Annotated in this window: 21 protein-coding genes and 1 tRNA gene; 9 read left to right on the top strand and 13 right to left on the bottom strand. The window is 67.4% G+C overall.

Annotated features, from left to right (window positions below):
- Positions 1–47: 47 nt before the first annotated feature.
- From WI26_RS09285 to mfd, 4 genes are all read right to left on the bottom strand, one after another.
- Positions 48–518 (bottom strand): DUF3574 domain-containing protein, encoded by a 471-nt coding sequence (locus tag WI26_RS09285; protein WP_069225802.1) that lies wholly within the window; start codon positions 516–518, stop codon positions 48–50.
- A 133-nt stretch (positions 519–651) separates the two neighbouring features.
- Positions 652–1671, bottom strand: a complete 1020-nt coding sequence (locus WI26_RS09280) for a threonine/serine dehydratase (protein WP_069225801.1) — start codon at positions 1669–1671, stop codon at positions 652–654.
- A 59-nt stretch (positions 1672–1730) separates the two neighbouring features.
- A complete protein-coding gene (argE, locus tag WI26_RS09275; protein ID WP_069225800.1) occupies positions 1731–2951 on the bottom strand; it encodes an acetylornithine deacetylase in 1221 nt (406 codons plus the stop codon).
- Between the two features lie 96 nt (positions 2952–3047).
- Positions 3048–6518, bottom strand: a complete 3471-nt coding sequence (gene mfd / locus WI26_RS09270) for a transcription-repair coupling factor (RefSeq protein ID WP_059511105.1) — start codon at positions 6516–6518, stop codon at positions 3048–3050.
- Between the two features lie 108 nt (positions 6519–6626).
- Here mfd and ispD point away from each other — a divergent pair, with 108 nt between their 5' ends.
- Positions 6627–7337, top strand: coding sequence for a 2-C-methyl-D-erythritol 4-phosphate cytidylyltransferase (gene ispD / locus WI26_RS09265; protein ID WP_059464306.1), 711 nt, complete (start codon positions 6627–6629; stop codon positions 7335–7337).
- A gap of 28 nt (positions 7338–7365) precedes the next feature.
- Entirely contained in the window at positions 7366–7857 is a 492-nt protein-coding gene (gene ispF, locus WI26_RS09260; protein WP_059464307.1) for a 2-C-methyl-D-erythritol 2,4-cyclodiphosphate synthase, read from the top strand.
- 113 nt (positions 7858–7970) lie between these two features.
- Here the strand turns inward: ispF and WI26_RS09255 are convergent, their stop codons facing one another.
- From WI26_RS09255 to ompR, 4 genes are all read right to left on the bottom strand, one after another.
- Complete coding sequence (locus WI26_RS09255) at positions 7971–8498, bottom strand: carboxymuconolactone decarboxylase family protein (protein WP_044843722.1); 528 nt, start codon at positions 8496–8498, stop codon at positions 7971–7973.
- 76 nt (positions 8499–8574) lie between these two features.
- Positions 8575–9123, bottom strand: coding sequence for a peroxiredoxin (locus WI26_RS09250; RefSeq protein ID WP_009691824.1), 549 nt, complete (start codon positions 9121–9123; stop codon positions 8575–8577).
- 188 nt (positions 9124–9311) lie between these two features.
- Positions 9312–10673 (bottom strand): ATP-binding protein, encoded by a 1362-nt coding sequence (locus tag WI26_RS09245; protein WP_059464309.1) that lies wholly within the window; start codon positions 10671–10673, stop codon positions 9312–9314.
- Positions 10674–10713: 40 nt separating this feature from the next.
- Positions 10714–11448 carry a two-component system response regulator OmpR gene (gene ompR, locus WI26_RS09240; protein ID WP_004192636.1) on the bottom strand — a complete coding sequence of 245 codons (735 nt, stop codon included), beginning with the start codon at positions 11446–11448 and terminating at the stop codon, positions 10714–10716.
- A 258-nt stretch (positions 11449–11706) separates the two neighbouring features.
- Between ompR and WI26_RS09235 the strand changes: the two genes are divergently transcribed.
- The 3 genes from WI26_RS09235 (at position 11707) to WI26_RS09225 (ending at position 14899) form a co-directional block, all read left to right on the top strand.
- Complete coding sequence (locus WI26_RS09235; RefSeq protein ID WP_069225799.1) at positions 11707–11985, top strand: hypothetical protein; 279 nt, start codon at positions 11707–11709, stop codon at positions 11983–11985.
- Between the two features lie 120 nt (positions 11986–12105).
- Positions 12106–13608, top strand: coding sequence for a DUF1800 domain-containing protein (locus tag WI26_RS09230; protein WP_069225798.1), 1503 nt, complete (start codon positions 12106–12108; stop codon positions 13606–13608).
- A 67-nt stretch (positions 13609–13675) separates the two neighbouring features.
- Positions 13676–14899: a DUF1501 domain-containing protein gene (locus WI26_RS09225; RefSeq protein ID WP_069225797.1), complete on the top strand. Its 1224-nt coding sequence runs from the start codon at positions 13676–13678 to the stop codon at positions 14897–14899.
- A 17-nt stretch (positions 14900–14916) separates the two neighbouring features.
- Here the strand turns inward: WI26_RS09225 and hpnD are convergent, their stop codons facing one another.
- A complete protein-coding gene (gene hpnD, locus WI26_RS09220; RefSeq protein WP_059464313.1) occupies positions 14917–15750 on the bottom strand; it encodes a presqualene diphosphate synthase HpnD in 834 nt (277 codons plus the stop codon).
- A 235-nt stretch (positions 15751–15985) separates the two neighbouring features.
- Here hpnD and WI26_RS09215 point away from each other — a divergent pair.
- Positions 15986–16072, top strand: a tRNA-Leu gene (locus WI26_RS09215).
- 197 nt (positions 16073–16269) lie between these two features.
- Positions 16270–16563, top strand: coding sequence for a hypothetical protein (locus WI26_RS09210; protein WP_059913844.1), 294 nt, complete (start codon positions 16270–16272; stop codon positions 16561–16563).
- 91 nt (positions 16564–16654) lie between these two features.
- Here WI26_RS09210 and WI26_RS09205 read toward each other — a convergent pair whose 3' ends face one another.
- The 4 genes from WI26_RS09205 to WI26_RS09190 all read right to left on the bottom strand — a co-directional run bounded on the left by WI26_RS09205 (position 16655) and on the right by WI26_RS09190 (position 20390).
- On the bottom strand, positions 16655–16885 hold the full coding sequence (locus tag WI26_RS09205; RefSeq protein ID WP_059538032.1) for a hypothetical protein: 231 nt from the start codon (positions 16883–16885) through the stop codon (positions 16655–16657).
- Positions 16886–16977: 92 nt separating this feature from the next.
- The gene (locus tag WI26_RS09200; RefSeq protein WP_069225796.1) at positions 16978–18087 is read right to left on the bottom strand and encodes a class II histone deacetylase; all 1110 of its coding nucleotides are present in this window, start codon (positions 18085–18087) and stop codon (positions 16978–16980) included.
- Positions 18088–18102: 15 nt separating this feature from the next.
- The gene (locus WI26_RS09195; RefSeq protein WP_069225795.1) at positions 18103–19320 is read right to left on the bottom strand and encodes an MFS transporter; all 1218 of its coding nucleotides are present in this window, start codon (positions 19318–19320) and stop codon (positions 18103–18105) included.
- 23 nt (positions 19321–19343) lie between these two features.
- Positions 19344–20390, bottom strand: a complete 1047-nt coding sequence (locus WI26_RS09190; RefSeq protein WP_069225794.1) for a porin — start codon at positions 20388–20390, stop codon at positions 19344–19346.
- Positions 20391–20692: 302 nt separating this feature from the next.
- Between WI26_RS09190 and WI26_RS09185 the strand changes: the two genes are divergently transcribed.
- Both WI26_RS09185 and WI26_RS09180 read left to right on the top strand, forming a co-directional pair.
- Complete coding sequence (locus tag WI26_RS09185; RefSeq protein ID WP_069225793.1) at positions 20693–21838, top strand: helix-turn-helix transcriptional regulator; 1146 nt, start codon at positions 20693–20695, stop codon at positions 21836–21838.
- 101 nt (positions 21839–21939) lie between these two features.
- Positions 21940–22938 carry a 2-dehydropantoate 2-reductase gene (locus WI26_RS09180; protein ID WP_069225792.1) on the top strand — a complete coding sequence of 333 codons (999 nt, stop codon included), beginning with the start codon at positions 21940–21942 and terminating at the stop codon, positions 22936–22938.
- The last annotated feature ends 141 nt before the right edge of the window (positions 22939–23079 follow it).

The raw sequence follows: 23079 nt of genomic DNA, 5'->3' as shown, positions 1-23079 counted from the left end.
GGGCGCCCGTTTTTTTGTGTCTCCGCGCCGCGGCCGATCGGGGCGAATCAGAACGACGCGCAGGCCGGCACGAGCGTGATGCCGACGGACTCCTGCCGGAAGTGCTCGCGGTACGCTTGCCGGATCTCGGCAAGCCGAGCGTGCGTGTCGGCCGTATCGTCGGCGACGATGCGGACCACGAAACTCGCTTCGCGGATGATCCGGCCGGTGGCGCGGTCGCGCCATTGGCCGTGCGTGTCCCAGTACGTGAGGCCGTCCGGAAAGCGCGGCGTGACGACGTCGGCGAGGAATGCCGCGCGTTCCGCATCGGTGACGGGGCCGCGTCCGGCGATATCGCGCCCGAACAGCAGGTCGGCCTGCAGCATCCGGTGCGCGTCCGGCTGCACGCAGGCGGCGGGTGTGTCGATGACGGGCGAGGGCGGTGCCGCGCAACCGGCGAGCAGGGCGATGGCGGCAGCGCCGATCGCGTGATGCGCGCGACGCTTCCACGTCGCGGGACGTGCGTTCGAAGGCGGCATCTGCCTATTTCGCGTCCGGCGTGCTTCGCGCGCGTAAAACGCTGCGCGCTCAATCACTTGCGTGTATGTCCGGCGGGTTATCAACAGGGCTGTCAACATAAACTGGGGATAACCCTGAGCGCCGTGCATGGCTTCAGCGCTGCAGTTTTGCGTGCGCGAGATGCATGCCGAGCGTCGCGGGGTCGGTGTTCGTACCCGACAGCAGCACGCCGACCCGTTTGCCCTGCAGTGTTTCGCGCAGCGGGCCGAGCAGCGCCGCGAGCGCTGCCGCGCACGCCGGCTCGACGGACAGCTTCAGGTGCGAGAACAGGAACAGCATCGCCGCGCGCAGCGCGTCGTCGGACACCGTGACGATGCGGTCGACGTGGCGCCGGCACAGCTGGTAGCTGTATTCCTCGGTGTGCGGCGCCATCAGCGAATCGGCGATGGTCTGCATCGCGCTCATCTTGATCGTGTGATTCGCCGCGAAGCTGCGGCACATCGCATCCGCGCCTTCCGGTTCGACGCCATACACGTGCACGCGCGGGTTCGCGAGCCGCAGCGCCGTCGCCATGCCGGCCGCGAGTCCGCCGCCGCCGATCGGCACGATCACGGCGTCCAGATCGGGCGTCTGCGTCGCCCATTCGTAGCCGAGCGTCGCGGTGCCGAGAATCGTGTGATAGCCGTTGAACGGATGGATGAAGAAGCGGCCTTCCTCGGCCTCGACCCGCCGCACGAGGTCGAATGCCTGCGACGCGCTGCCGGCGAGCACGACTTCCGCGCGGTACTGCTTGCACTGCGCGATGCGCGCCGGGCTCGCGGTATGGAACATCACGACCTTCGCGCTGCTGCCGACGCGCATCGCCGCGTACGCGACGGCAGCCGCATGATTGCCGGCCGATACGCACGTGACGCCGGCGTTCTTGCGCGCTTCGTCGAGGGCCAGCAGGTGCGTGAACGCGCCGCGCGCCTTGAAGCTTCCGCTTACCTGCAGCAGTTCGAACTTGAAGTTGACGTGCGTGCCCTCGAGGGACGGCAGGTCGGCGCGCTCGAACACAGGCGTGCGCGCGACCCACGGCGACAATGCGAAATGCTGGGCGGCGATTTCGTCGAGCGTCGGAATCGGCTCGCCGTCGATCGTCGTATGGGCGGTGCCCTGTTGTTCAGTCGACATGACGTGGCGTGTGGCGGGGTGGGCCAGCCCGCACACGCAGGCCGGCGTGGCGGGAGCAGTCAGTGTGCGTCGACCGACATGCTGCGGATGAACTTGCGCAGGAACTGCTCGCAGGCGGCGAGCTGCGCGAGTTCGACATATTCGTTCGGCTTGTGCGCCTGTTCGATGTTGCCGGGCCCGCAGACGATGCTCGGGATGCCCGCGCGTTCGAACAGGCCGGCCTCGGTGCCGTAGGCGACCTTGCGCTTGTCCTGGTCGGCCGTGAGCGCGCGCACGAGCTGCGTGATCGCGGCCTGTTCGGTCGCGTCGAGCCCGGGAGCGGCGGCGATCTTCGAGAATTCGATCGCCGCGTTCGGATGCTCGCGACGCATCTGCGGCAGCAGCGTTTCCTGCGCATACGCTTCGATGCGCGTGAAGATCTGCTCGGGATCGAGCGTCGGCAGGTTGCGGAACTCGAAGTCGAAGCGGCATTCGGCCGGCACCGTGTTGATCGCGTTGCCGCCCTGGATCGTGCTCGTTTGCGCGGTGGTGAACGGTACGTCGTACAGCTCGTCGAACGGGCCTTCGGCGCGGAAGCGATCGGCGATGTCGCGGATGTGGCAGATGAGGCGCGCCGCGTATTCGATCGCGTTCAGGCCTTTCGGCGTCAGCGACGAGTGTGCCGCATGGCCGCGCACGCAGCAGCGGTACGCGTTGATGCCCTTGTGCGCGATGATCGGCCGCATGCTGGTCGGCTCGCCGACGATGCAGCCGGACGGCTTCACGCCGCGCTTGACGAGATCGGCGATCAGCAGCGGCGCGCCCGCGCAGCCGATTTCCTCGTCATAGGACAGCGCGAAATGGATCGGCTTCGCGAGCTTCGTCGCCTGCATTTCGGGCAGCAGTGCGAGCGCCGCGCCGATGAAGCCCTTCATGTCGCACGTGCCGCGGCCGTAGAGGCGGCCGTCACGCAGCTCCGGCGCGAACGGGTTGCTGTCCCACTGCTGGCCGTCGACCGGCACGACGTCGGTGTGCCCCGACAGCACGATGCCGCCGTCGGTCGAGCCGTCGTGCGCGGGCACGGTCGCGAACAGGTTCGCCCAGCCTTCGCGCGGATCGTGCGTGAGCGTCGACGTGATGCCCTTTTCGGCAAGTGCGTCGCGCACCGTTTCGATCAGGCCGAGGTTCGGCACGCGGCTCGTCGTGTCCATCGACACCAGACGCTTGATCCAGGGCAGGCTGACGAGCGAAGCGTCGCCTTGGGGGGCGGCGGCCCGCGCCGGCGCATCGAGAGTGGACATGGCAAAACTCCGTCTGATGAATGGGAAAATCATACTCAAAAACGCGTTCGCCCGCCTTCGTCGGCCGCGATGCGGTGCAGCATCGCGGCCGTGTCGTCAACGTGCCGCGCTCGCCGCGTCGGCGCGCGGCGCGAGTGCGCGCAGCGTCTCCTTGATCGTCGACACGCGGATCGCGAGGTCGGGCGAGCGCGTCTCGATGCGCAGCTTGTCCTGGCCCGCGAGCTTGATGTGCCGGTGTTTCTGCACCATCTCGATGATCCGCATCGGATCGATCGGCGGGTTCGGCTCGAACTGCAGCCCGATCGCGGCCTCGCTCGCGTCGATCTTGACGATGCCGAGCGGCTTGGCGGCCAGCCGCAGCCGGTGCGTCTCGACGAGCGCGTGCGCCTGCGGCGGCAGCTTGCCGAAGCGGTCGATCAGCTCTTCCTGGATGCCGTCGATCGCGTCGCCGTGCTCGCAGTTCGCGAGACGCTTGTACAGCGACAGCCGCTCCTGCACGTCCGCGCAGTAATCGGCCGGCAGGATCGCGGGCGCATGCAGGTTGATTTCCGTCGTCGCGGCGAGCGGGGCGGTGAGGTCGGGCTCCTTGCCGTTCTTCAGCGCCTTCACCGCGTCGTTCAGCATGTCGGTGTAAAGCTGGAAGCCGATCTCGTGGATCTCGCCCGACTGCTTGTCGCCGAGCACCTCGCCGGTGCCGCGGATCTCGAGGTCGTGCATCGCGAGATAGAAGCCCGAACCGAGTTCCTCCATCTGCTGGATCGCCTCGAGCCGGCGTTGCGCCTGCTTGGTCAGCGACTGCGGGTCGTGGACCAGCAGGTAGGCATACGCCTGGTGGTGCGAACGGCCGACGCGGCCGCGCAACTGGTGCAGCTGCGCGAGACCGAACTTGTCCGCGCGATGCATGATGATCGTGTTCGCGCTCGGCACGTCGATGCCGGTCTCGATGATGGTCGTGCACAGCAGCACGTTGGCGCGCTGCGCGACGAAATCGCGCATCACGCGTTCGAGTTCGCGCTCGTGCATCTGGCCGTGCGCGATCACGATGCGCGCTTCGGGCACGAGCTCCTCGAGCATCGCCTTGCGGTTCTCGATCGTCTCGACCTCGTTGTGCAGGAAGTACACCTGGCCGCCGCGCTTCAGTTCGCGCAGCATCGCCTCGCGGATCACGCTTTCTTCCTCGCGCCGCACGAAGGTCTTGATCGCGAGCCGCTTTTGCGGCGCGGTGGCGATCACCGAGAAGTCGCGCAGCCCTTCGAGCGCCATGCCGAGCGTGCGCGGGATCGGCGTTGCGGTCAGCGTCAGCACGTCGACTTCCGCGCGCAGCGCCTTCAGCGCTTCCTTCTGACGCACGCCGAAGCGGTGCTCCTCGTCGATGATCACGAGGCCCAGACGCTTGAACTGCACGTCCGACGACAGCAGCTTGTGGGTGCCGATCACGATGTCGACGCTGCCTTCGTTGATCTGCGCGATCGCCGCGTTCACTTCCTTCGCGGTCTTGAAGCGCGACAGCTCGACGATGCGCACCGGCCAGTCCGCGAAACGGTCGGCGAAGGTCTGCGTGTGCTGCTCGGCGAGCAGCGTGGTCGGCGACAGCAGCGCGACCTGCTTGCCGCCCATCACCGCGATGAACGCGGCGCGCAGCGCGACCTCGGTCTTGCCGAAGCCGACGTCGCCGCACACGAGGCGGTCCATCGGCTTGCCGCTGGTCATGTCGCCGATCACGGCCGCGATCGCCGCGGCCTGGTCGGGTGTCTCCTCGAAGCCGAAGCTTTCCGCGAACTTCACGTAGTCGCGCGGTTCCAGCGCGAACGCATGGCCTTCGCGGGCCGCGCGGCGCGCATACAGGTTCAGCAGCTCGGCGGCCGTGTCGCGGATCTGCTGCGCGGCCTTGCGCTTCGCGCGCTCCCACTGGCCGGAGCCGAGCGCGTGCAGCGGCGCGCTGTCGGGATCGGCGCCGCTGTAACGCGAGATCACGTGCAGTTGCGCGACCGGCACGTAGAGCTTGCTGTCGCCCGCGTATTCGAGATGCAGGAACTCGGTCTCGCCTTCGCCGAGATCCATCGACACGAGGCCCATGTAGCGGCCGATGCCGTGCTGCGCGTGCACGACAGGATCGCCGACCTTCAGCTCCGACAGGTCGCGCACCATCGCGTCGACGTTGCTCGCCTGTTCCTGGCGGCGGCGCCCGGCGCGGCGGCCGAGCGCACCGTACAGCTCGGTTTCGGTGACGATCGCATAGCCTTCGCCCGGCACCGCGAAACCGCTCGCGAGCGGCGCGACGCCGAGCGCGAAGGACGCGTCGCTTTCGAGCCAGCCTGCGAAGTGGTCGTTCGACGCGGGGCGCAGGTGATGCTCGGCGAGCAGTTGCAGGATCGTTTCGCGGCGGCCTGCCGATTCGACCGTCAGCAGCACGCGCTTGCCGGACGATTCGACGAACGTGCGCAGCGCGGCGAGCGGATCGTCGGCATGGCGATCGACGGTGAGCTCGGGCAGGCCGGTCGCCCAGCCGCCGGCCGGCTGCGCGGGCAGCACGACGCGCGCGAACGGCTTCGCGAATGCGAAGAAATCCTCGTCGGACAGGAACAGGCGCTGCGGCTCGAGGATCGGCCGCTCGCGATCGTGCGCGAGGAACGCGTGACGCTGCTTCGTATCGGCCGTGAAGCGGCGGATCGACGCTTCGAGGTCGCCGGCGAACACCAGATGCGCATCCTGCGGCAGGTAGTGGAACAGCGTGGCCGTCTCGTCGAAGAAGAGGGGCAGGTAATACTCGATGCCGGCCGACGGCACGCCGTTGCCGATGTCCTTGTAGATCGGCGCGCGGCTCGGGTCGCCTTCGAAGGTTTCGCGCCAGCGGCTGCGGAAGGCCGTGCGCGCGGCTTCGTCGAACGGAAACTCGCGCCCGGGCAGCAGGCGCACGTCGCGCACCGGATAGAGGCTGCGCTGCGTATCGGGATCGAATGCACGGATCGAGTCGACCTGGTCGTCGAACAGATCGATCCGGTAGGGCAGCGGCGAGCCCATCGGGTACAGGTCGATCAGCGAGCCGCGCACGCAGTATTCGCCGGGGCGCACGACCTGGCTCACGTGCTCGTAGCCGGCCAGCGTGAGCTGTGCCTTCAGCTTCGCTTCGTCGAGCCGCTCGCCCTGCGCGAACGCGAACGTGTACGCGGCCATGAACGACGCGGGCGGCATCCGGTACAGCGCCGTGGTCGCGGGCACCAGCAGGATGTCGCAGCGCCCCTCGCCGAGGTCGTGCAGCGTCGCGAGGCGCTCGGAGACGAGATCCTGGTGCGGCGAGAACGTGTCGTACGGCAGCGTTTCCCAGTCCGGCAGCAGACGCACGCGCGCATCGGGCGAGAAGTAGCGGAGTTCCTGCGACAGCCGCTGCGCGTCGACCGCGTTCGCGCAGATCACCGCGAGGAGCGGGACCGCGTCGCGGTTGTCGGCGAGATAGCGGGCGATGACGAGCGCGTCGGCGGAGCCATGCGCGCCGTCGAAGGCGAACCGCTGGCCCGGTTTGACGCGGGCGACGGGCGAGGCGAACGGGGTAGAAGCGTTGTCTGGCATAGGGACGGCAGGGGTGGCGGGCACGGGCGCATCGCGGTGCGCCGGTCGAGACGAAAGACCTATTATAAAATCCGCTTCTCGATTTCATCTTTCCGGCGTTTCCCCTTCGTGACTCCCCGACTTTTCGCCCTGATTCCCTGCGCCGGCACGGGCAGCCGTTCCGGTTCGGCCGTGCCGAAGCAATACCGCACGCTGGCCGGCCGCGCGCTCCTGCATTACACGCTCGCCGCGTTCGACGCATGCAGCGAATTCGCGCAGACGCTCGTCGTCCTCGCGCCCGACGACACGCATTTCGACGCGCGCCGCTTCGCGGGCCTGCGTTTCGCGGTGCGCCGCTGCGGCGGCGGCTCGCGGCAGGCGTCGGTGCTCAACGGGCTGCTCGAGCTGGCCGAATTCGGCGCGACCGACCAGGACTGGGTGCTGGTGCACGACGCTGCCCGCCCGGGCATCACGCCGGAGCTGATCCGCACGCTGGTCGCGACGCTGAAGGACGACCCGGTCGGCGGGATCGTCGCGCTGCCGGTGGCCGATACGCTCAAGCGCGTGCCGGCCGGCGGCGACGCGATCGCGCGCACCGAGTCGCGCGACGCACTGTGGCAGGCGCAGACGCCGCAGATGTTCCGCATCGGCATGCTGCGCGATGCGATCCTGCGCGCGCAGCGCGAAGGGCACGACCTGACCGACGAGGCCAGCGCGATCGAATGGGCCGGCCATACGCCGCGCGTCGTGCAGGGCAGCCTGCGCAACTTCAAGGTCACGTACCCGGAAGATTTCGCGCTCGCGGAAGCGATCCTCGCGCGCTCAGCGAACGCTTCCTGACTTTCACCTCATCTCAACCGGAATACGCATGGATTTCAGAATCGGACAAGGCTACGACGTGCATCAGCTCGTCCCGGGGCGCCCCCTCATCATCGGCGGCGTGACGATTCCGTACGAGCGCGGCCTGCTCGGTCACTCGGACGCGGACGTGCTGCTGCACGCGATCACCGACGCGCTGTTCGGTGCGGCGGCGCTGGGCGACATCGGCCGCCATTTCTCCGACACCGACGCGGCGTTCAAGGGCGCGGACAGCCGCGTGCTGTTGCGCGAGTGCGTTGCTCGCGTGAGGGCGGCCGGCTTCACGATCCAGAACGTCGACAGCACGGTGATCGCGCAGGCGCCGAAGCTCGCGCCGCACATCGACGGAATGCGTGCGAACATCGCGGCCGATCTCGGGCTGCCGCTCGAGCGCGTGAACGTGAAGGCGAAGACCAACGAGAAGCTCGGCTATCTCGGTCGCGGCGAGGGCATCGAGGCGCAGGCCGCCGCGCTGCTGGTGAAGCAGGGCGTGAGCGGCTGAAGGCGATCCGAAGCGGCGCGCCGGTTGCGCCGCCGGAATGAAAAAATGCCACGCGCTTGCGTGGCATTTTTGTTTTGCGCCGGGGAGCGGCGCGCTGCCGCGTGCGCGACGGCTTATTCGCCTTCGGCGGCGATCACTTGCGCGGCGGCGTTGATCACCGACGCGATGCGGCCGACGTCGCGCAACTGCGTCGTCGTCATGCCCTGCTCGTTCTTCAGCAGCGCATAGTGCGACTTCACGCAGAAGTGGCACTTGCCGACGATCGATGCGGCAAGCGCATACATTTCGAACCTGCGCTTGTCGACGCCGCCGTGCGACGCATACGCGCCCATCCGCAGTTCGGCACGCTGGGTCTTCAGGTCGGCGTCGTCGGCCATCTCGACATACGGATACCAGGTATTGTTCATCCCCATCAGCGCGGCTGCCGTCAGCACGGCGTTCGTCTCTTCGGGCGACAGCACGCCGGCTTCGCGGATCGTCTTCACGAGCACGGTGCTCTTCGCCGCGACCGCCGCCGCCAGCGCGACGCCGACTGCATCGGTGCCTTCGAGCGACGAGCGCGAAATCGTGCCGTCGAGGTTCAGGCGAATGTCCTTCGCGTAGTCGGGGATGCGTGCCTTAATCGAATCGATGAATTCCATTGATATCTCCTATGGGTTGGCCGTTAAAAAAGCCCGCAGGCAGGACGTGCGCCGCGGGCTTCGTGCATCGATGCGCTTACAGCGTTGCGCCGCCGACTGCACGGTTGCACGGGCACAGTTCGTCCGTTTGCAGGCCGTCCAGAATGCGCAGGACTTCTTCCGGGCTACGGCCGACGTTCAGGTTGTTCACCGAAACGTGCTGGATCGTGTTGTCCGGATCGACGATGAACGTCGCGCGCAGCGCCACGCCGGCTTCCTTGTCGCGCACGCCGAGCTGGTCGATCAGCTCGCCCTTCACGTCGCCGAACGAGTAGTGGTTCAGCTTGTCGAGATCCTTGTGCTCACGGCGCCATGCGAGCTTCACGAATTCGTTGTCCGAGCTGCCGCCGAGCAGGACGGCGTCGCGCTCTTCGAATTGCTTCGCGAGCTTCGCGAACTCGACGATTTCCGTCGGGCACACGAACGTGAAATCCTTCGGATAGAAGTAGATGATCTTCCACTTGCCCGGGAACGACGCTTCGGTGACGGTCTCGAACGCCGACTGGCCGTTTTCCTCGTGATTGTTGAAGCCCGGCTTCGCGGCTACGACGGTGAATGCTTCGAGTTTATCGCCCACGGTTTTCATGCGGATACTCCTGTGTGAGTTGGGAAGAAGACTGAGTCAAGCTACCTCGGTGCTGCAACGTTGATGTGACAGCATGGGGAAGACTATAACACTATTAACAATGCGCTTCAATAGTTTTTGGCTAACGAATCTCATAGTTTTTTCAACCGCGCCGATAGTGTGGCGCGCAAGAAGCGTGCGCGAACGCGTCACGCCGTCGCACGCGCCTTGCCGGCGCCGGGGAATTCGAGGGTGACTTCGAGGCCCGCTTCGGGGCTGCGGTTGCGCAGGCGCAGCGCGCCGCGATAGCGGCCGACTAGGCGCAGCACGATCGCCATGCCGAGCCCTGTGCCGTCCGCCTTGGTGCGCGCCGTGTCGACGCGATAGAACGGCCGCATCACGAGCGGCAGCTGATCTTCGGGAATGCCGGGGCCCTCGTCGCTGACCGACAACTCGACGCGCGCGTGCGTCACGCGCGTCTCGAGCGTGATGCGCGACACGCCGTCGTCGCGGCTCTGGCCGTACTTGCGCGCGTTCTCGACGAGGTTGCCGATCACGCGGCGCATGTCGGTTTCATCTGCTTCGATCACGGCGGTCGGCGCAAGCCGCGTGCGGATCTCGACACCGTCCTCGCCGGCCACGCGTGCGGCGACTTCGTGTGCGATCGACGACAGGTCGACCGGCTCCGGCTTGCGCTGCGTCGGGCGCGCGTAATCGATGAAGGCCGCGATGATGCGGTCCATCTGCTCGATGTCGTCGACCATCGCGTCCTTGGTCGCCTGGTCGGACGGGCTCATCTCGGTTTCGAGCCGCAGCCGCGCGAGCGGCGTGCGCAGGTCGTGCGAGATGCCGGCGAGCATCAGCGCGCGATCGGCCTCGAGCTGCTCGAGGTCGCGCACCATCTGGTTGAAGCTGCGGTTGGTGTCGGCTGCGACGCCCATCCCGCGCTCGGGCAGCGGGTCGGGCGCCTGGCCCGAACCGACCTGGCGCGCGGCGAGCGCGAGCCGCGAGAACGGCCGGTTCACGAGGCTCGTGATGAACGCGGAACCGAATAGCGACAGCGCAAGCGCGAACAGGCCCCAGCCGGCCCATTGCAGGCCGGTGACGCTGTCGAGCTGGTCGCGATCGAGCGCGACCCAGTAGTCGTCGTCGTCGATCTTGAAGCTGATCCACACGCCCGGGATGTCGTTGACCGACTGCGCGATCACGGTATCGTCGCCGAGGCGGCTGCGGATGTCGTGTTCGATCAGGCGGTTCAGCGATTCGTCGGGCTGCAGCTTGAACTTGTCGGTTTTTTCGCGCGGGTACACGCGCACGCCCTCATTGCTCTCGAGATCCTGCAGCAGCGCGCGCCGCAAATCGGGATCGGAATAGAGCAGGGCGGTGCGCGTGAGCTTCACGATCGCGACGAGCTGGAGCGCGACGCGCTGCGCGCGCGGCTCGCGCTCGATCACGCGAAAGCTCTGGAACCACGCGGCGAGACTGACGGAGATCAGCAGCGCGATCAGCAGGAAGGTGCGCCAGAACAGCCCGCCGAACGCAAGCTGCAGGAGGCGCCGGTCGATACGCATGGGGCGGGCCGTGGGCGGGCGAAACCGGAAAGGAAAAAGATCAGGCAGCGCCGTCCGGGATGAACACGTAGCCGAGGCCCCAGACGGTCTGGATGAAACGCGGGCTGCCCGGATCCGGCTCGATCAGCTTGCGCAGGCGCGAGATCTGCACGTCGAGGCTGCGGTCGAACACTTCGTATTCACGGCCGCGCGCGAGCTCCATCAGCTTTTCGCGCGACAGCGGCTGGCGCGGATGGCGCGCGAACACCTTCAGCACCGAGAATTCGCCGGTCGTCAGCGGAATTTCCTGGCCCGACTTCGTCAGCGTGCGCGTCGCGAGGTTCAGCGAGAACTCGCCGAACTCGAACACCTCGGTGGTTTCCGACGGCGCGCCCGGCAGTTCGGCCGGCGCCTGGCGGCGCAGCACCGCGTGAATGCGCGCGACGAGCTCGCGCGGATTGAACGGCTTCGGCAGGTAGTCGTCGGCGCCCATCTCGAGGCCGACGATGCGATCGACGTCCTCGCCCTTCGCGGTGAGCATGATGATCGGCGTGCGGTCGTTGCTGCCGCGCAGGCGACGGCAGATCGACAGGCCGTCCTCGCCCGGCAGCATCAGGTCGAGCACGAGCAGGTCGAAGCGCTCGCGCACCCAGAGCTTGTTCATCGCGGTGGCGTTTTCGGCGACGTATACGTTGAAGCCCTGCTCGCCGAGATAGCGGCGCAGCAGATCGCGCAGGCGCGGGTCGTCGTCGACGACGAGAATCTTGGAGGGGTTTTTCGTTTCCATGAGCGGCATCTTATCGCGAATGGGAAATCACGCACGCTCGCGAATTTTCGCGCGTTACAGTCCGTTACAAAATTTACCCGTAGTGTCGCGCGGAGTAAAGGCAGGCTATAGAGATTCCTTTACTCGAAGCCGAAATTCGGTAGATACTCCCCTGCACTCCATCTTTCATCTTTGTACGCCCGAATTCCGCAGGGTTTTTCAAGTACCAGAGGTAACCGGTTGCCGCGTGACGAAGGGAACAAATCGACCAAAGAAGCGAGGACGGTCATGCGATCTGCCCGGATTGCACTGATGCTGACGATCGCACTTGCCGGTCCATATGCGTCGAACTTCGCGTATGCGCAGCGCCCCGAGCAGGGCGCCTCGTCGCGCAAGCTGCAGCGCGGCAAAGCGCCGCAGTCCGACCGCGCCACCGACATGGCGGTCCGTTCCGCCGTGCCTCCCGATCTCGAACAGCGCCGCCGCGACGGGCACATGACGCCCGAGGAACGCCACCTGTTGCGCCAGCACATCGAGGACGCCGTTCGCGAGTTGTACAAGCGCTGACCCGCGCACGCATTCGCGCGGCACGGAAAGATTCCGTAGCAATTTTTCCGTCAACTTTCGGATGGCTGCTGCCGTTGTACCGGCATCCGCACCGCCGGTGCGTTCCGGGAGTCCACGACGATGAAAGCAAACGCTGCCTCCCCGGCATCGCCCGCGATGCAGGCGCCGCTCGACGCCGACGATGCATTGTTCTTCCTGAGCCGCACTGGCTTTTCTCCCGCACCGGCCGAGGTCGCCCGCATCGTCGGGATGACGCGCGCGCAAGTCGTGGCCGATACGCTCGGCAACGTGCGCCGCGACCCCGTGACGACCTGGCCCGACTGGCTGGCCGAACCGCCGCCGACCCGCGCACAGCGACAGGCGCTGACGCCCGACATGCGGCGCGACGAACAGCGCGAACGCAATCGCCGCTACGATGCGTTGCGCGCGGCGTGGGTCAACGAGATGATCGCGACGCCGTCGCCGCTTACCGAGCGCATGACGCTGTTCTGGCACGGGCACTTCACCTCCGGGCAGGACAAGGTTCCGTATCCGCAGACGATGGCCTCGCAGAATGCGCTGTTTCGCCGCGAGGCGCTCGGCAACTTCGGCACGCTGCTGCATGCGGTCGCGAAGGATCCGGCGATGCTTCAGTATCTCGACGGGGCGAGCAATCGCAAGGGCCGTCCGAACGAGAACTTCGCGCGCGAGGTGATGGAGCTGTTCACGCTCGGCGAAGGACATTACACGCAGCGCGACGTGGCCGAGGCCGCGCGCGCGATGACCGGCTGGAGCGTCGATCCCGACACGCTGCGCTTTGTGGTGCGGTCCGAATGGCACGACGCCGGCGACAAGACGATACTCGGCGAGACCGGGGCGTTCGACGGCGACGGCTTTCTCGACATCCTGTTGAAGCGCCCCGACACCGCACGCTTCATCGCCGGCAAACTGTGGCGCGAGTTCGTGTCCGATACGCCCGACACCGGCGCGCTCGAGGACGTCGCCGAACGGTTTCGCGCGAGCGGCTACGACATACGTGCGGCGCTTGCCGCGCTCTGGTCGACCGACGAATTCTGGGATCCTCGCAATCGCGGCGTGCTCGTGAAGTCGCCGGCCGAGTTCGTCGTCGGGTCGGTGCGGCTGTTCGACGTCGCGTACGGCGATCCGCAGATGCTCGCGAATACCGTGCGCACGCTCGGACAGAACCTGTTCTATCCGCCGAACGTGAAGGGCTGGCCGGGTGGCGCGATGTGGATCAACAGCACCACGCTGCTTGCGCGCAAGCAGTTCGTCGAGCAGTTGTTTCGCGCGACCGAGACCGCCGGCATGCGGACGCCCGCGCATGCGATGGCGCCGCCGTTGCCGAATGCGCACGCGCAAGCAATACCGGTTGCCGACGCCGCGTCGGTTCCCGGCATGCGCGGCGTGCCGGCCGGGCCCGCGCGCGGCGGCCTGCGATTCGACCTCGAGCGCTGGCTCGCGCAGTATCGTGCGCGGCCGCAGGCGATTGCCGGTTTGTCGATCGAGCTTCAACTGCAGCATGCGGTGCTGCCGGTGTCGCCCGTCGCGGCGATCGATACGGACTCGACCGGCAGCGCGTATCTCGAGGCGCTGCTGATGGATCCGGCCTATCAACTGAAATGACCGAAACGACGACGATCAGGCGCGCTGCCGCGGTAGCCATACCGCGCGGCGAACCAAAGGATGCACGATGAACCGACGTGATTTTTTGACGCTCACGGGCGCCGCGGCCGCGGCGGGCGTGTCGTTGTGGCAGCCGCCCGCGCAGGCAGCGACATCGATGGCCGCGGCGGGTCGTCACCCGGCGCCGGGCTATGCGAACGTGCTGATCCTCGTCGAGCTGAAGGGCGGCAACGACGGCCTCAACACGGTGGTGCCGTATGCGGATCCGCTCTACTACCAGTTCCGCCGCAGCATCGGCATCAAGCGCGATCAGGTGCTGCAGCTCAATGCGCAGACGGGGCTGCACCCGTCGCTTGCGCCGTTGATGCCGCTGTGGCGCGACCGGCAGGTCGCGATCGTGCAGGGCGTTGGCTATCCGCAGCCGAACCTGTCGCATTTCCGCTCGATCGAAATCTGGGATACCGCGTCGCGCTCGGACCAGTACCTGCACGAAGGCTGGCTCACGCGCACCTTCGCGCAGGCGCCGGTGCCGCCCGGCTTCGCGGCGGACGGCGTCGTGCTCGGCAGCGCGGAGATGGGGCCGCTCGCGAACGGCGCGCGCGCGATCGCGCTCGTGAATCCCGCGCAGTTCATCCGCGCGGCCCGGTTGGCCGAACCGTCGTCGCTGCGCGAACGGAACCCGGCGCTCGCGCACATCATCGACGTCGAGAACGACATCGTGAAGGCGGCCGACCGGCTGCGCCCGCGCAGCGGGATGCGCGAGTTCAGGACGGCCTTTCCGGCCGGTACGTTCGGGACATCGGTGAAGACCGCGATGCAGGTGCTCGCGGCATGCGAGGCCTCGAGGCCCGGTGCGCAGGACGGCGTCGCGGTGTTGCGGCTCACGCTCAACGGCTTCGATACGCACCAGAACCAGCCGGGGCAGCAGGCTGCGCTGCTCAGGCAGTTTGCGGAAGGGATGAGTGCGATGCGCGGCGCACTGGTCGAACTCGGGCGCTGGAACCAGACGCTTGTGATGACGTATGCGGAATTCGGGCGGCGCGTGCGCGAGAACCAGAGCAACGGTACCGATCACGGTACCGCTGCGCCGCATTTCGTGATGGGCGGCCGCGTGGCCGGCGGGCTGTACGGCGCGGCACCGGCACTAGGGCGTCTCGACGGCAACGGCAACCTGCCGGTCGCGGTCGATTTCCGCCAGCTGTATGCGACCGTGCTCGGGCCGTGGTGGGGGCTCGATGCGACGCATGTGCTGCAGCAGCGCTTCGACACGCTGCCGCTGCTGAAGGTGTGAGGTCGTGACGGCGTCGGTCAGCGGCGGCGCGCGGCGCGCCACGCGATCCACAGCTTGCGGATTGGCGTCAGCGCGATGCGCTGGTGCAGCACCTGGTAGCCGTCGCGCTCGATTTCGTCGAGCAGCGCGCCGGCCAGTGCGATCTGTGCACGCAGCGTGCGTTGCGCGCGGCGTTCGGATGCGGGGATCGCTGTGTCGGCAGCGGCGAGCGCTTCGCGCGCGCGGCTCGTCTGAAACTGCAGCAGTTCGGTGAAGGCTGGACTGTAGCGGCGGTTCAGCAGGTCGGCAGCGGTCACGTTGTAGCGTTGAAGTTCGTCGATCGGCAGATAGATGCGGCCATGGCGCGCGTCGTTGCCGAGTTCCTGCACGAATTGCGCGAGCATCAGCGCGTGGCCGGCATTCGCGGCCCACGGTTGCGGGTCGGCCAGGTTCGCGGCGCTCGCGCGTGCGACCAGCGACGCGAAGGTGCCGCCGACCTGCGCGATGTAGCGCTGCAGGTTCGCGAAATCGAGGTAACGCGCCTGTTCGAGATCCATCCCGTAACCGTTGACGAGCGTGCGCAGCGCGTCGGACTCTGCGCCGATCGCAGGGTGATGTTGCGCGAGCGCCTTCGTGACCGGGTGCGACGGTTCGCCGGCGGCGAGCGCCGCGAGTTCCTTGTGCCACCACGCGAGCTTCGTATGTCCGACGGTCGGATCGCTGGTTTCCTTGACGGTTTCCTCGAGTTCGCGGCGCAGCGCGAACAACGCCGTCAGGCGCGGTGCGGCGGCGAGCGGTGCCTGGCGCAGCGCGTAGTAGACGCTGGAGCCCGCGGGGGCGGCCTTTTGCTGACAGTAATCGTCGAAGTTCACGGGTGGGATCGTGGCGGAGGCGGATTTGGGGACGCGCGCCGGCGCGTGGCCGGCACGTCGAGCGCGGCATTCTAGCACCGCTCTTCAATGGGCGCCGGTGAGGCGAGACAATGCTGCGGAGATCGGGTAGAATCTCGCGCTCGCCTGATCGGGCGTGCCGGTTTTCGGGCCGGCATGACGCCCGGGCGCGTGGAGAACGCATCTTGCGTGCCGCGCAGTCAGGCGACAGACATGCGCGTGAGTGGCGAAATTGGTAGACGCACCAGGTTTAGGTCCTGACGCCCGCAAGGGTGTGCCGGTTCGAGTCCGGCCTCACGCACCACGAAGTCGAATGTGCCGCCCCAAGGGCCATTCCTGAAAAGCGCTGCCGGTCGGTCGACCGCAGCGCTTTTTTGTTGCCGCCCGTTTTTCGCCCGCTCATACACCGGGCCGTCGAGCTTTGGCGCAGTTCAGATCGCGTATGGAATGCAATTCCTCATTACAATGCTTGCGCGCAACGCATCGTGCCGAGGGCCATACATGAAGAAAAACATCGTGCATACATCAATTGCCGTGCTGACGTTCGCGCTGGCCGCGCCCGCATTCGCCACCACGGCCGCCGACAACGTCGCGCGGAGCGCCAGGCCCGTGCAGCTCGATGTGTCGTCGCCGGAGTGCTCGGCCTATTCGGGTCGGCTGATCGCCAGCGGCGCGCCGATGTCGGGCGAAACCGTCCTGAAATCGGTCGGCACGGCACTCCTCGGCTCCGCGTTGGGTTTCGTTGGCGGATATCAGGGTTCGGTTCCCAACCCATGCAGGCACGCCGGCCTGTGAGCGGCCGGGGGCCGACCACGAATGTTGCTATGCATGGAACAAAAAGCGCCGCGCATCCACTGACCGCGGCGCTTTGTCGTTGCGAGCGTGCCTAGTCCCAGAAACTCCGCACCGCGACCGCCACGATCACCGGCACCGAGAACACCAGCGGAATCGCGAAATACTGCGCTTCGCGATCGACGATCCAGCTATAGATCAACCACGCCGCTCCGATCGCGAACGTGATGAGGCCGACCAGCACGGCCGCGATATTCAGTGCGAGCCTGGAGGGCTGGCGGCGCGTTTTGTTGTTGGTGTCGGGGTCGCGCGAAGACGATTTCATCGAAAGAGGGGGCCGGGCAGGTGTAAAGGCACAGGTAACCCCATCCGCACCGATCGCGCAAGGGCCGGCCCCGTATCGTTGGTGAGCGCGCGTTACAAGCCGAACGACACGGCCAGTTCGTCGAGCAGCTCGCGCTGGAACGTGACGAACCGCTCGCCCGGCTGCTGCGCGATCGCGAGATCGAGCATCGGATCGGCGACATCGGTGCGGATGCCGGCCAGCTCTTCGATGATCGCGAGTCCGCAGAACGGCACGTACGCCTCCGAATAGCCGCCCTCGTGGACGATCACGAGCCGCCCGCCGCAGTGGTGCTGCGCGGCGTCCTTCATCGCGCGCGTCATGTACCGGTAACTGCCCGTATGCAATTGCATGCGCGCGAGCGGATCGACCGCGCTCGCGTCGAGGCCGCTCGCGACGACGATCAGTTCCGGCCGGAACCGCTCCAGCGCCGGCAACACGATCCGCTCGAACGCATGGCGATACGCGTCGTCGCCGCTGCCCGCGAGCAGCGGCACGTTCAGGTTCGCGCCGACGCCCGCGCCTTCGCCGCGATCGCCCGTGCCGCTATAGCCGGGCGGAAAGCATCGGTCCTGGTGCAGCGAGATCGTCAGCGTGTCCGGATCGTCGTAGTAGATCGACTGCGTGCCGTTGCCGTGATGCACGTCCCAGTCGATCACGGCGACGCGGTCGATGCCATGCTTCGCGCGTGCGGCCTCGATCGCGATCGGGATGTTCGCGAGCAGGCAGAAACCCATCGGGCGATCGCGCAGGCAGTGATGGCCGGGCGGTCGCGACAGCGAGAACGCGTTGGCCGCGCGCTCGGCGACGACGGTGTCGACCGCCGCGATCGCGAGACCCGCTGACAGTGCGGCGATCTCGTAGCTCCCCTTGCCGAACGGCGCGAGATCGCCGAGGTCGCCGCCGTCCGCATTGCTGAGCGCGCGGAACGCGTCGAGATAGCTCGCCGGATGAATGCGCAGCAGATCGTCGGCAGTGGCTGGCGCCGCGCCGCGCATGTCGAGGTGGTTGGCCAGGCCCGACGCCTGCACGAGCGACAGGAAGCGGCGCTTCGAATCGGGCGATTCGGCGTAGCCGGCGCTCGACGGCGGCTGGACCCAGCCGCCGACCGGGAAGAACAGCGCGTGCGTGCCGCCGGTGTGCCAGAAGGTGCGTTCGTCGGTGAAGAAGGCAGTGCGATTCATGGATAGGCTGACCTGTCACGGTTGGGAAGAAACGGAAGTCATGGAAATCCGCGCGCGCCGATCGATATGGCGCAGCGCGGCGAACGACGCGATCGCGACGGCTGCTGCGACCGCGAACAGCACGTGCATCGTGCCGCCGGCATCCAGCAACAGCCCGGCAAGGAGCGGGCCTGCCGCAAGGCCTGCACCGATCACGAAATTGAGCGTCGCGACGAGGCGCCCGGACGTATCGATCTGCGCGACGGTCGCGAGAATGAACGGCAGTACGAACGTCCACGCGAACTTGAACGCGAAGATCGCGGCGCTGTAGCCGCTCGCATGCGGTAGCGCGGCGAGTGCGACGAGCGACGCCGCAAGCAACGCGTATCCGGCGGCCAGCATCGCGCGCCGAGCAAGCCGGCCGCCCGCGCACGATGCGAGCGCCGCACCGGCGATCCCCATCACGCTCGCGATCGCGAGCACGTTGCCGGTCGACTGCGGATCGAGTCCGGCCTCCGTCGCCGCGCGGCTCGCGAACGTCCACACGCTGCCGATCGCAAGATAGAAGGTCAGCACCGCGCCGATCGCGAGCGCGACGAAGCGCCGGGATGCACGCGTCGCCGCGCCGCGCGCGGCCGTTGTCGATACGTTCGGTATCCCGAGCGTCGCCGGAAAGCCGCGCGACAGCGGTGCGGCAAGCAGCGCGAGCACGGCCAGCGCGACGTACAGCGCGCGCAGCCCGAACGCGACGAATACATGCGGCAGCACGAACAGGCCAATTGCGCCGGCGATCAACTGGCCGACGACCCACAGCCCATACACGCGATCGCTGTTTTCGCTCGTCGCCGCGCTGGTCATGCAGAGCACCATCAGCGAGCCGCCGCCGAGCGCGGTGACGGCTCGCAGCGCGAGCAGCGTGACGAAGCCGGGCATCCAGAACGCGGTCAGCAGATTGCCCGCGCCGAACAGCGCGATTGCGCATGCAGCGACGCGGCGCGCGTCGATGCGGCCGAGCCACAGGTACGACGGCACGGTTGCGAGGCTGAACGCGCCGAGTTCGACGAAGAAGTAGGTGCCGATCTGCGACGCGGACAGCCCGAGCTGCGTCGCGAGTTGACCGGCGACGGCCGGCGCGACGAGCAGCAGCAGCGGCGTGATGGCCGCGAATACGACGAGTGCGACGAGCGTCGAGCGCGCGAAAGGCGACGCGCAGCCGTCGGACGGCAGCGCGGCATCGGAACAAAGGGTTTTCATAGCGGGATCTCGCTGGAAGGGAATCAGAACAGGTGATACATGCCGACCATCGCGCCGCACTGCGATGCGCCGGCGAGCGGTGTCGGGTCGTATTCGTAGACCGTCTGTGAACTCTGGCCGCTGTTGCGCGCATAACCGAGGTTCACGTAGGCGACGGTGCGTTTCGACAGCGCGTAGGTGGTGCTCGCGATGAACAGTGTCGGGTGGCCGATCGCCGGCGTATGAGAATCGGTGTGATAGACGCCCGCGTTCAGCCCGATTCCACCCGAGGTCAGATATCGCGCGCCGCCCCAGACGATCGTGCGCGCCGCATCGAGGTCGCCGCTCAGGCGTTCGATGCCCGCGTAGACGGTGAGCGGCAGCACCGCGAACGCGTAACGCGCGGCGAGCGCGCCGAGTTCGCGGCGGCGCGCGGATGCGTCGTCCGCGGCCGACGCATCGCCGTGCGCCTGATGCAGCACCGTGCTGACCGACAGCCCGTTGCTCGTGTACTGTCCGCCGAGTTCGAGTACGCGCCCGGCGCGCGTATTGCCCGCGACTCCGGCGGTCGCGGCGAGGGCCTCGACGTCGAAGCCGGCGAACGTCGGAGACTGGTACTTGATCGAATGGTCGATGAAGTTCGCGTTCATCGGCACGAGTACGCCCTGGCCGCTGTACGACGCGTACCACAGCGGGTCGTAAAACAGCGTCTTGTCGAACAGCACGCTGAACTGCCGGCCGAGTGTCACCGTTCCGACGGGCCCCGCGATGCCGACGTACGCGCCACGGAAGAACGCGTAGCCCGGGACGGTCGCCGTGCCGTCGTTGATGTTGAGACCCTGTTCGAGCTTGAACAGCGCGCGCCAGCCGCCGCCGAGATCCTCGTGGCCCTTGATTCCGACCTGCGAAGGCAGGATGCCGTAGTTCTGCAACTGCACGGCCGAGCGGTGCCCGTCGGCGTGCGACAGGTACTGCACGCCGGCGTCGAGCGCGCCGTAGAGCGTGAGGGCCGACTGCGCATACGCGGCGGCGCTGCACGCGGCAAGCGTCGCGGCGGCCGTGGCTGTGCGGATGAAGCGGGGTGTCATCACGTGGGGTTCTCCATACCGTCGTACATCGTTTGTCGTTGGTGTTGTCGCGACGCAGTGTCGGCAGCAGGAAAACCGCTGAACAGTCGTGCAGATGAACGGTATGGAAAACCCGCGGTGCGCGGCATGGATATGCCGCGGCGCCCTGGCGCGGCGTGCTGCACGGCAGCAACGGGCAGCGCACCGTTCAAATGGATGGGGTTGCCGCGTGTTCCGGCGGCGGAGCCCGCCAAAAAAGGCGGTCGCTATAATCGGCCGGTCTGCGTTGCGCGCATCAGCGGCCCGATCGGGCAGGGGAGCGGAAGGTGAGGATCACGACGGATATCGAACAGGATCTCGATGCGCTGCGCGACGTGCCGGCCGCGATCGTGCTCGACGAATCCGCATGGCCGCCGCTGCCGTCCCGCCGCGCCGATTTCGATGGCGTGACGCGCGGCGACGCGGCGCGACGCGAACTCGGCCTGATGCTGCTCGACCTGTACGCGGTCGCCGCGCAGTCGGGTATCGGCGAATTCGAGTGCCGCTTCTTTTCGCTGCTGCAGGGGCTCATCCCGTTCGATGCCGCGTGGACCGGCGTCGCGACGCACGTGCCGACCGGCCCCGTGATGCACAACAGTTTCCTGTACCGTCTTCCGCACGCGTTCTTCAGCGACTGGAAACGCGTGCGCGACTGCGATCCGCTCGCGCAACGCACGCTGCTCGGCGCGCATGGCCGCGCGGTGCGCCTGTCGGTCGTCGAACCGGGGTTCGACGCGCGGTTTCGCGACTGGTGCGTGAAGTACGGGCTGGCGCAACTGATGTGCGTGTGTACGCTCGATCGCCGCTTCGGGCTGACAACGTTCATGTCGATCTACCGCCAGGGCCTGAATCGTCCGTTCGGCGACGACGACGCGAGTCGCTTCGAGGAAGTGGTTCCGCATCTGGCGGCCGCGCTGACAATCAACCGTGCGGCACAGCTCACGCGCGAGCGTGCCGATGCGACGGCGCCGGCGGCCCGCGCGCTGTGCGACAACTTCGGCGTGCTGCACCACGCGGATCACGGCTTCGACGACGTGCTGCGGACTGAATGGCCGACGTGGACCGGCACGCGCGTGCCGGAGCCGCTGGTCGCGCATGTGCGGCGCCAGTCGGGCCAGCCGTATATCGGCGACGCGCTGCGCATCCAGTGCGTGCCCGTCGCGGGACTATTCCAGATCGAGGCGCGGCCGCGGTCGCTGCTCGACCGGCTGAGCCCGCGCGAGTTGGCGGCGATCCGCTATTACGGTGCCGGCCGTTCGCACAAGGAGGTTGCGCAGCAGATGGCGATTTCGCCGACGACCGTGCGTCACTATCTGCGCTGCGCATACCGCAAGCTCGGCATGCACGACAAGAGCCAGATCGCCGGCGTGCTCGGCGCGACGGGCGGCACGGTCGACGACGAAACCGTGGCGTCGGGCACTGCGCCGCGCTGAATTGCTCGTGCGAACTCAGGCACGCAGGTGCTTGCACGAATGGTTGTATCCGCAACCATTGAGCGTTATGCTCGTCAGCTTCCGGTACACGGATTTCCATCATGAACGATACGAATTCAGGGTCGGTGCGCGCGGCGGTGGTCGGCGTCGGCGCGATCGGCGGGTTGCTCGCGGCCGCGCTGTCGCGGGCCGGCATGATTGTGAGCGCATTCGCGCGCGGCGCGACGCTCGATGCGCTGAGCGCGCACGGCGTGCGCGTGATCGACGAGGCGGGCGCCGAGTCTTCGGTTCCGGTGCGCGCGAGCGACGACGCGGCCGCGCTCGGCGTGCAGGACTACGTGGTGATCGCGTTGAAAGCGCAGGCATTGCCGGCGTTGGCCGCGCGCATCGCACCGCTGGTCGGTCCCGGCACGGTGATCGTCGCCGCGATGAACGGGCTGCCGTGGTGGTTCACGCATGGGCTCGCGGGCTCGCTAGACGGCGTGCCGCTTGATGCGGTCGATCCGGCCGGGGTGGTGTCGGCTGCACTGCCACCCGCGCAGGCGATCGGCTGCGTGGTGCACCTGTCGTCGAGCACCGATGCGCCGGGTATCGTGCGCCGCGGCCGCGGCAACCGCCTGATCATCGGCTCGCCGAATTCGCGGCTCGATGCGGCGACCGCGCGATTCGCGGCGGCACTCGGCGCGGGTGGCTTCGACGTCGAGTCGACGCCGGCGATCCGCACGGAGATTTGGGCAAAGCTGTGGGGCAACATGAACATGAATCCGTTGAGCGCGCTGACGGGTTCGACCGCCGACCAACTGCTTGACGATCCGTTCACGCAGGGCCTCGCGTTGCGGATGATGGAAGAGGCGGCCGCGATCGGCGCGAAGCTTGGTCTCGATACGGGGATGAGCGGGCCGGAGCGGATCGCCGTGACGCGCAGGCTCGATGCGTTCAGGACGTCGATGCTGCAGGATTTCGAGGCCGGGCGAGCACTGGAAATCGGACCGATCCTCGGCGTGTTTCCGGAACTGGGACGCAAGCTCGGCGTGCCGACGCCATATTGCGACGCGGTGCTGGGGTTGTTGCGTCAGCGTGCGGCGAACAGCGGGCTGTAGCGGAAGGGGCGCGCGGCGGTGGCCGGCATGCGGAGAAGGGCGAAAAAGCGGTGAGCAGCCGGGCGGGCCGGCTGGGAAGCCGGACACGCTGGCCGTGCACTGGCGTAACTCGCGCGCCTGCACGCGTCATCTGAAGAAAGC

It is taken from the genome of Burkholderia diffusa (assembly GCF_001718315.1).
Lineage (GTDB): Bacteria > Pseudomonadota > Gammaproteobacteria > Burkholderiales > Burkholderiaceae > Burkholderia > Burkholderia diffusa_B.
This window is presented reverse-complemented; position numbering and strand designations above follow the sequence as displayed.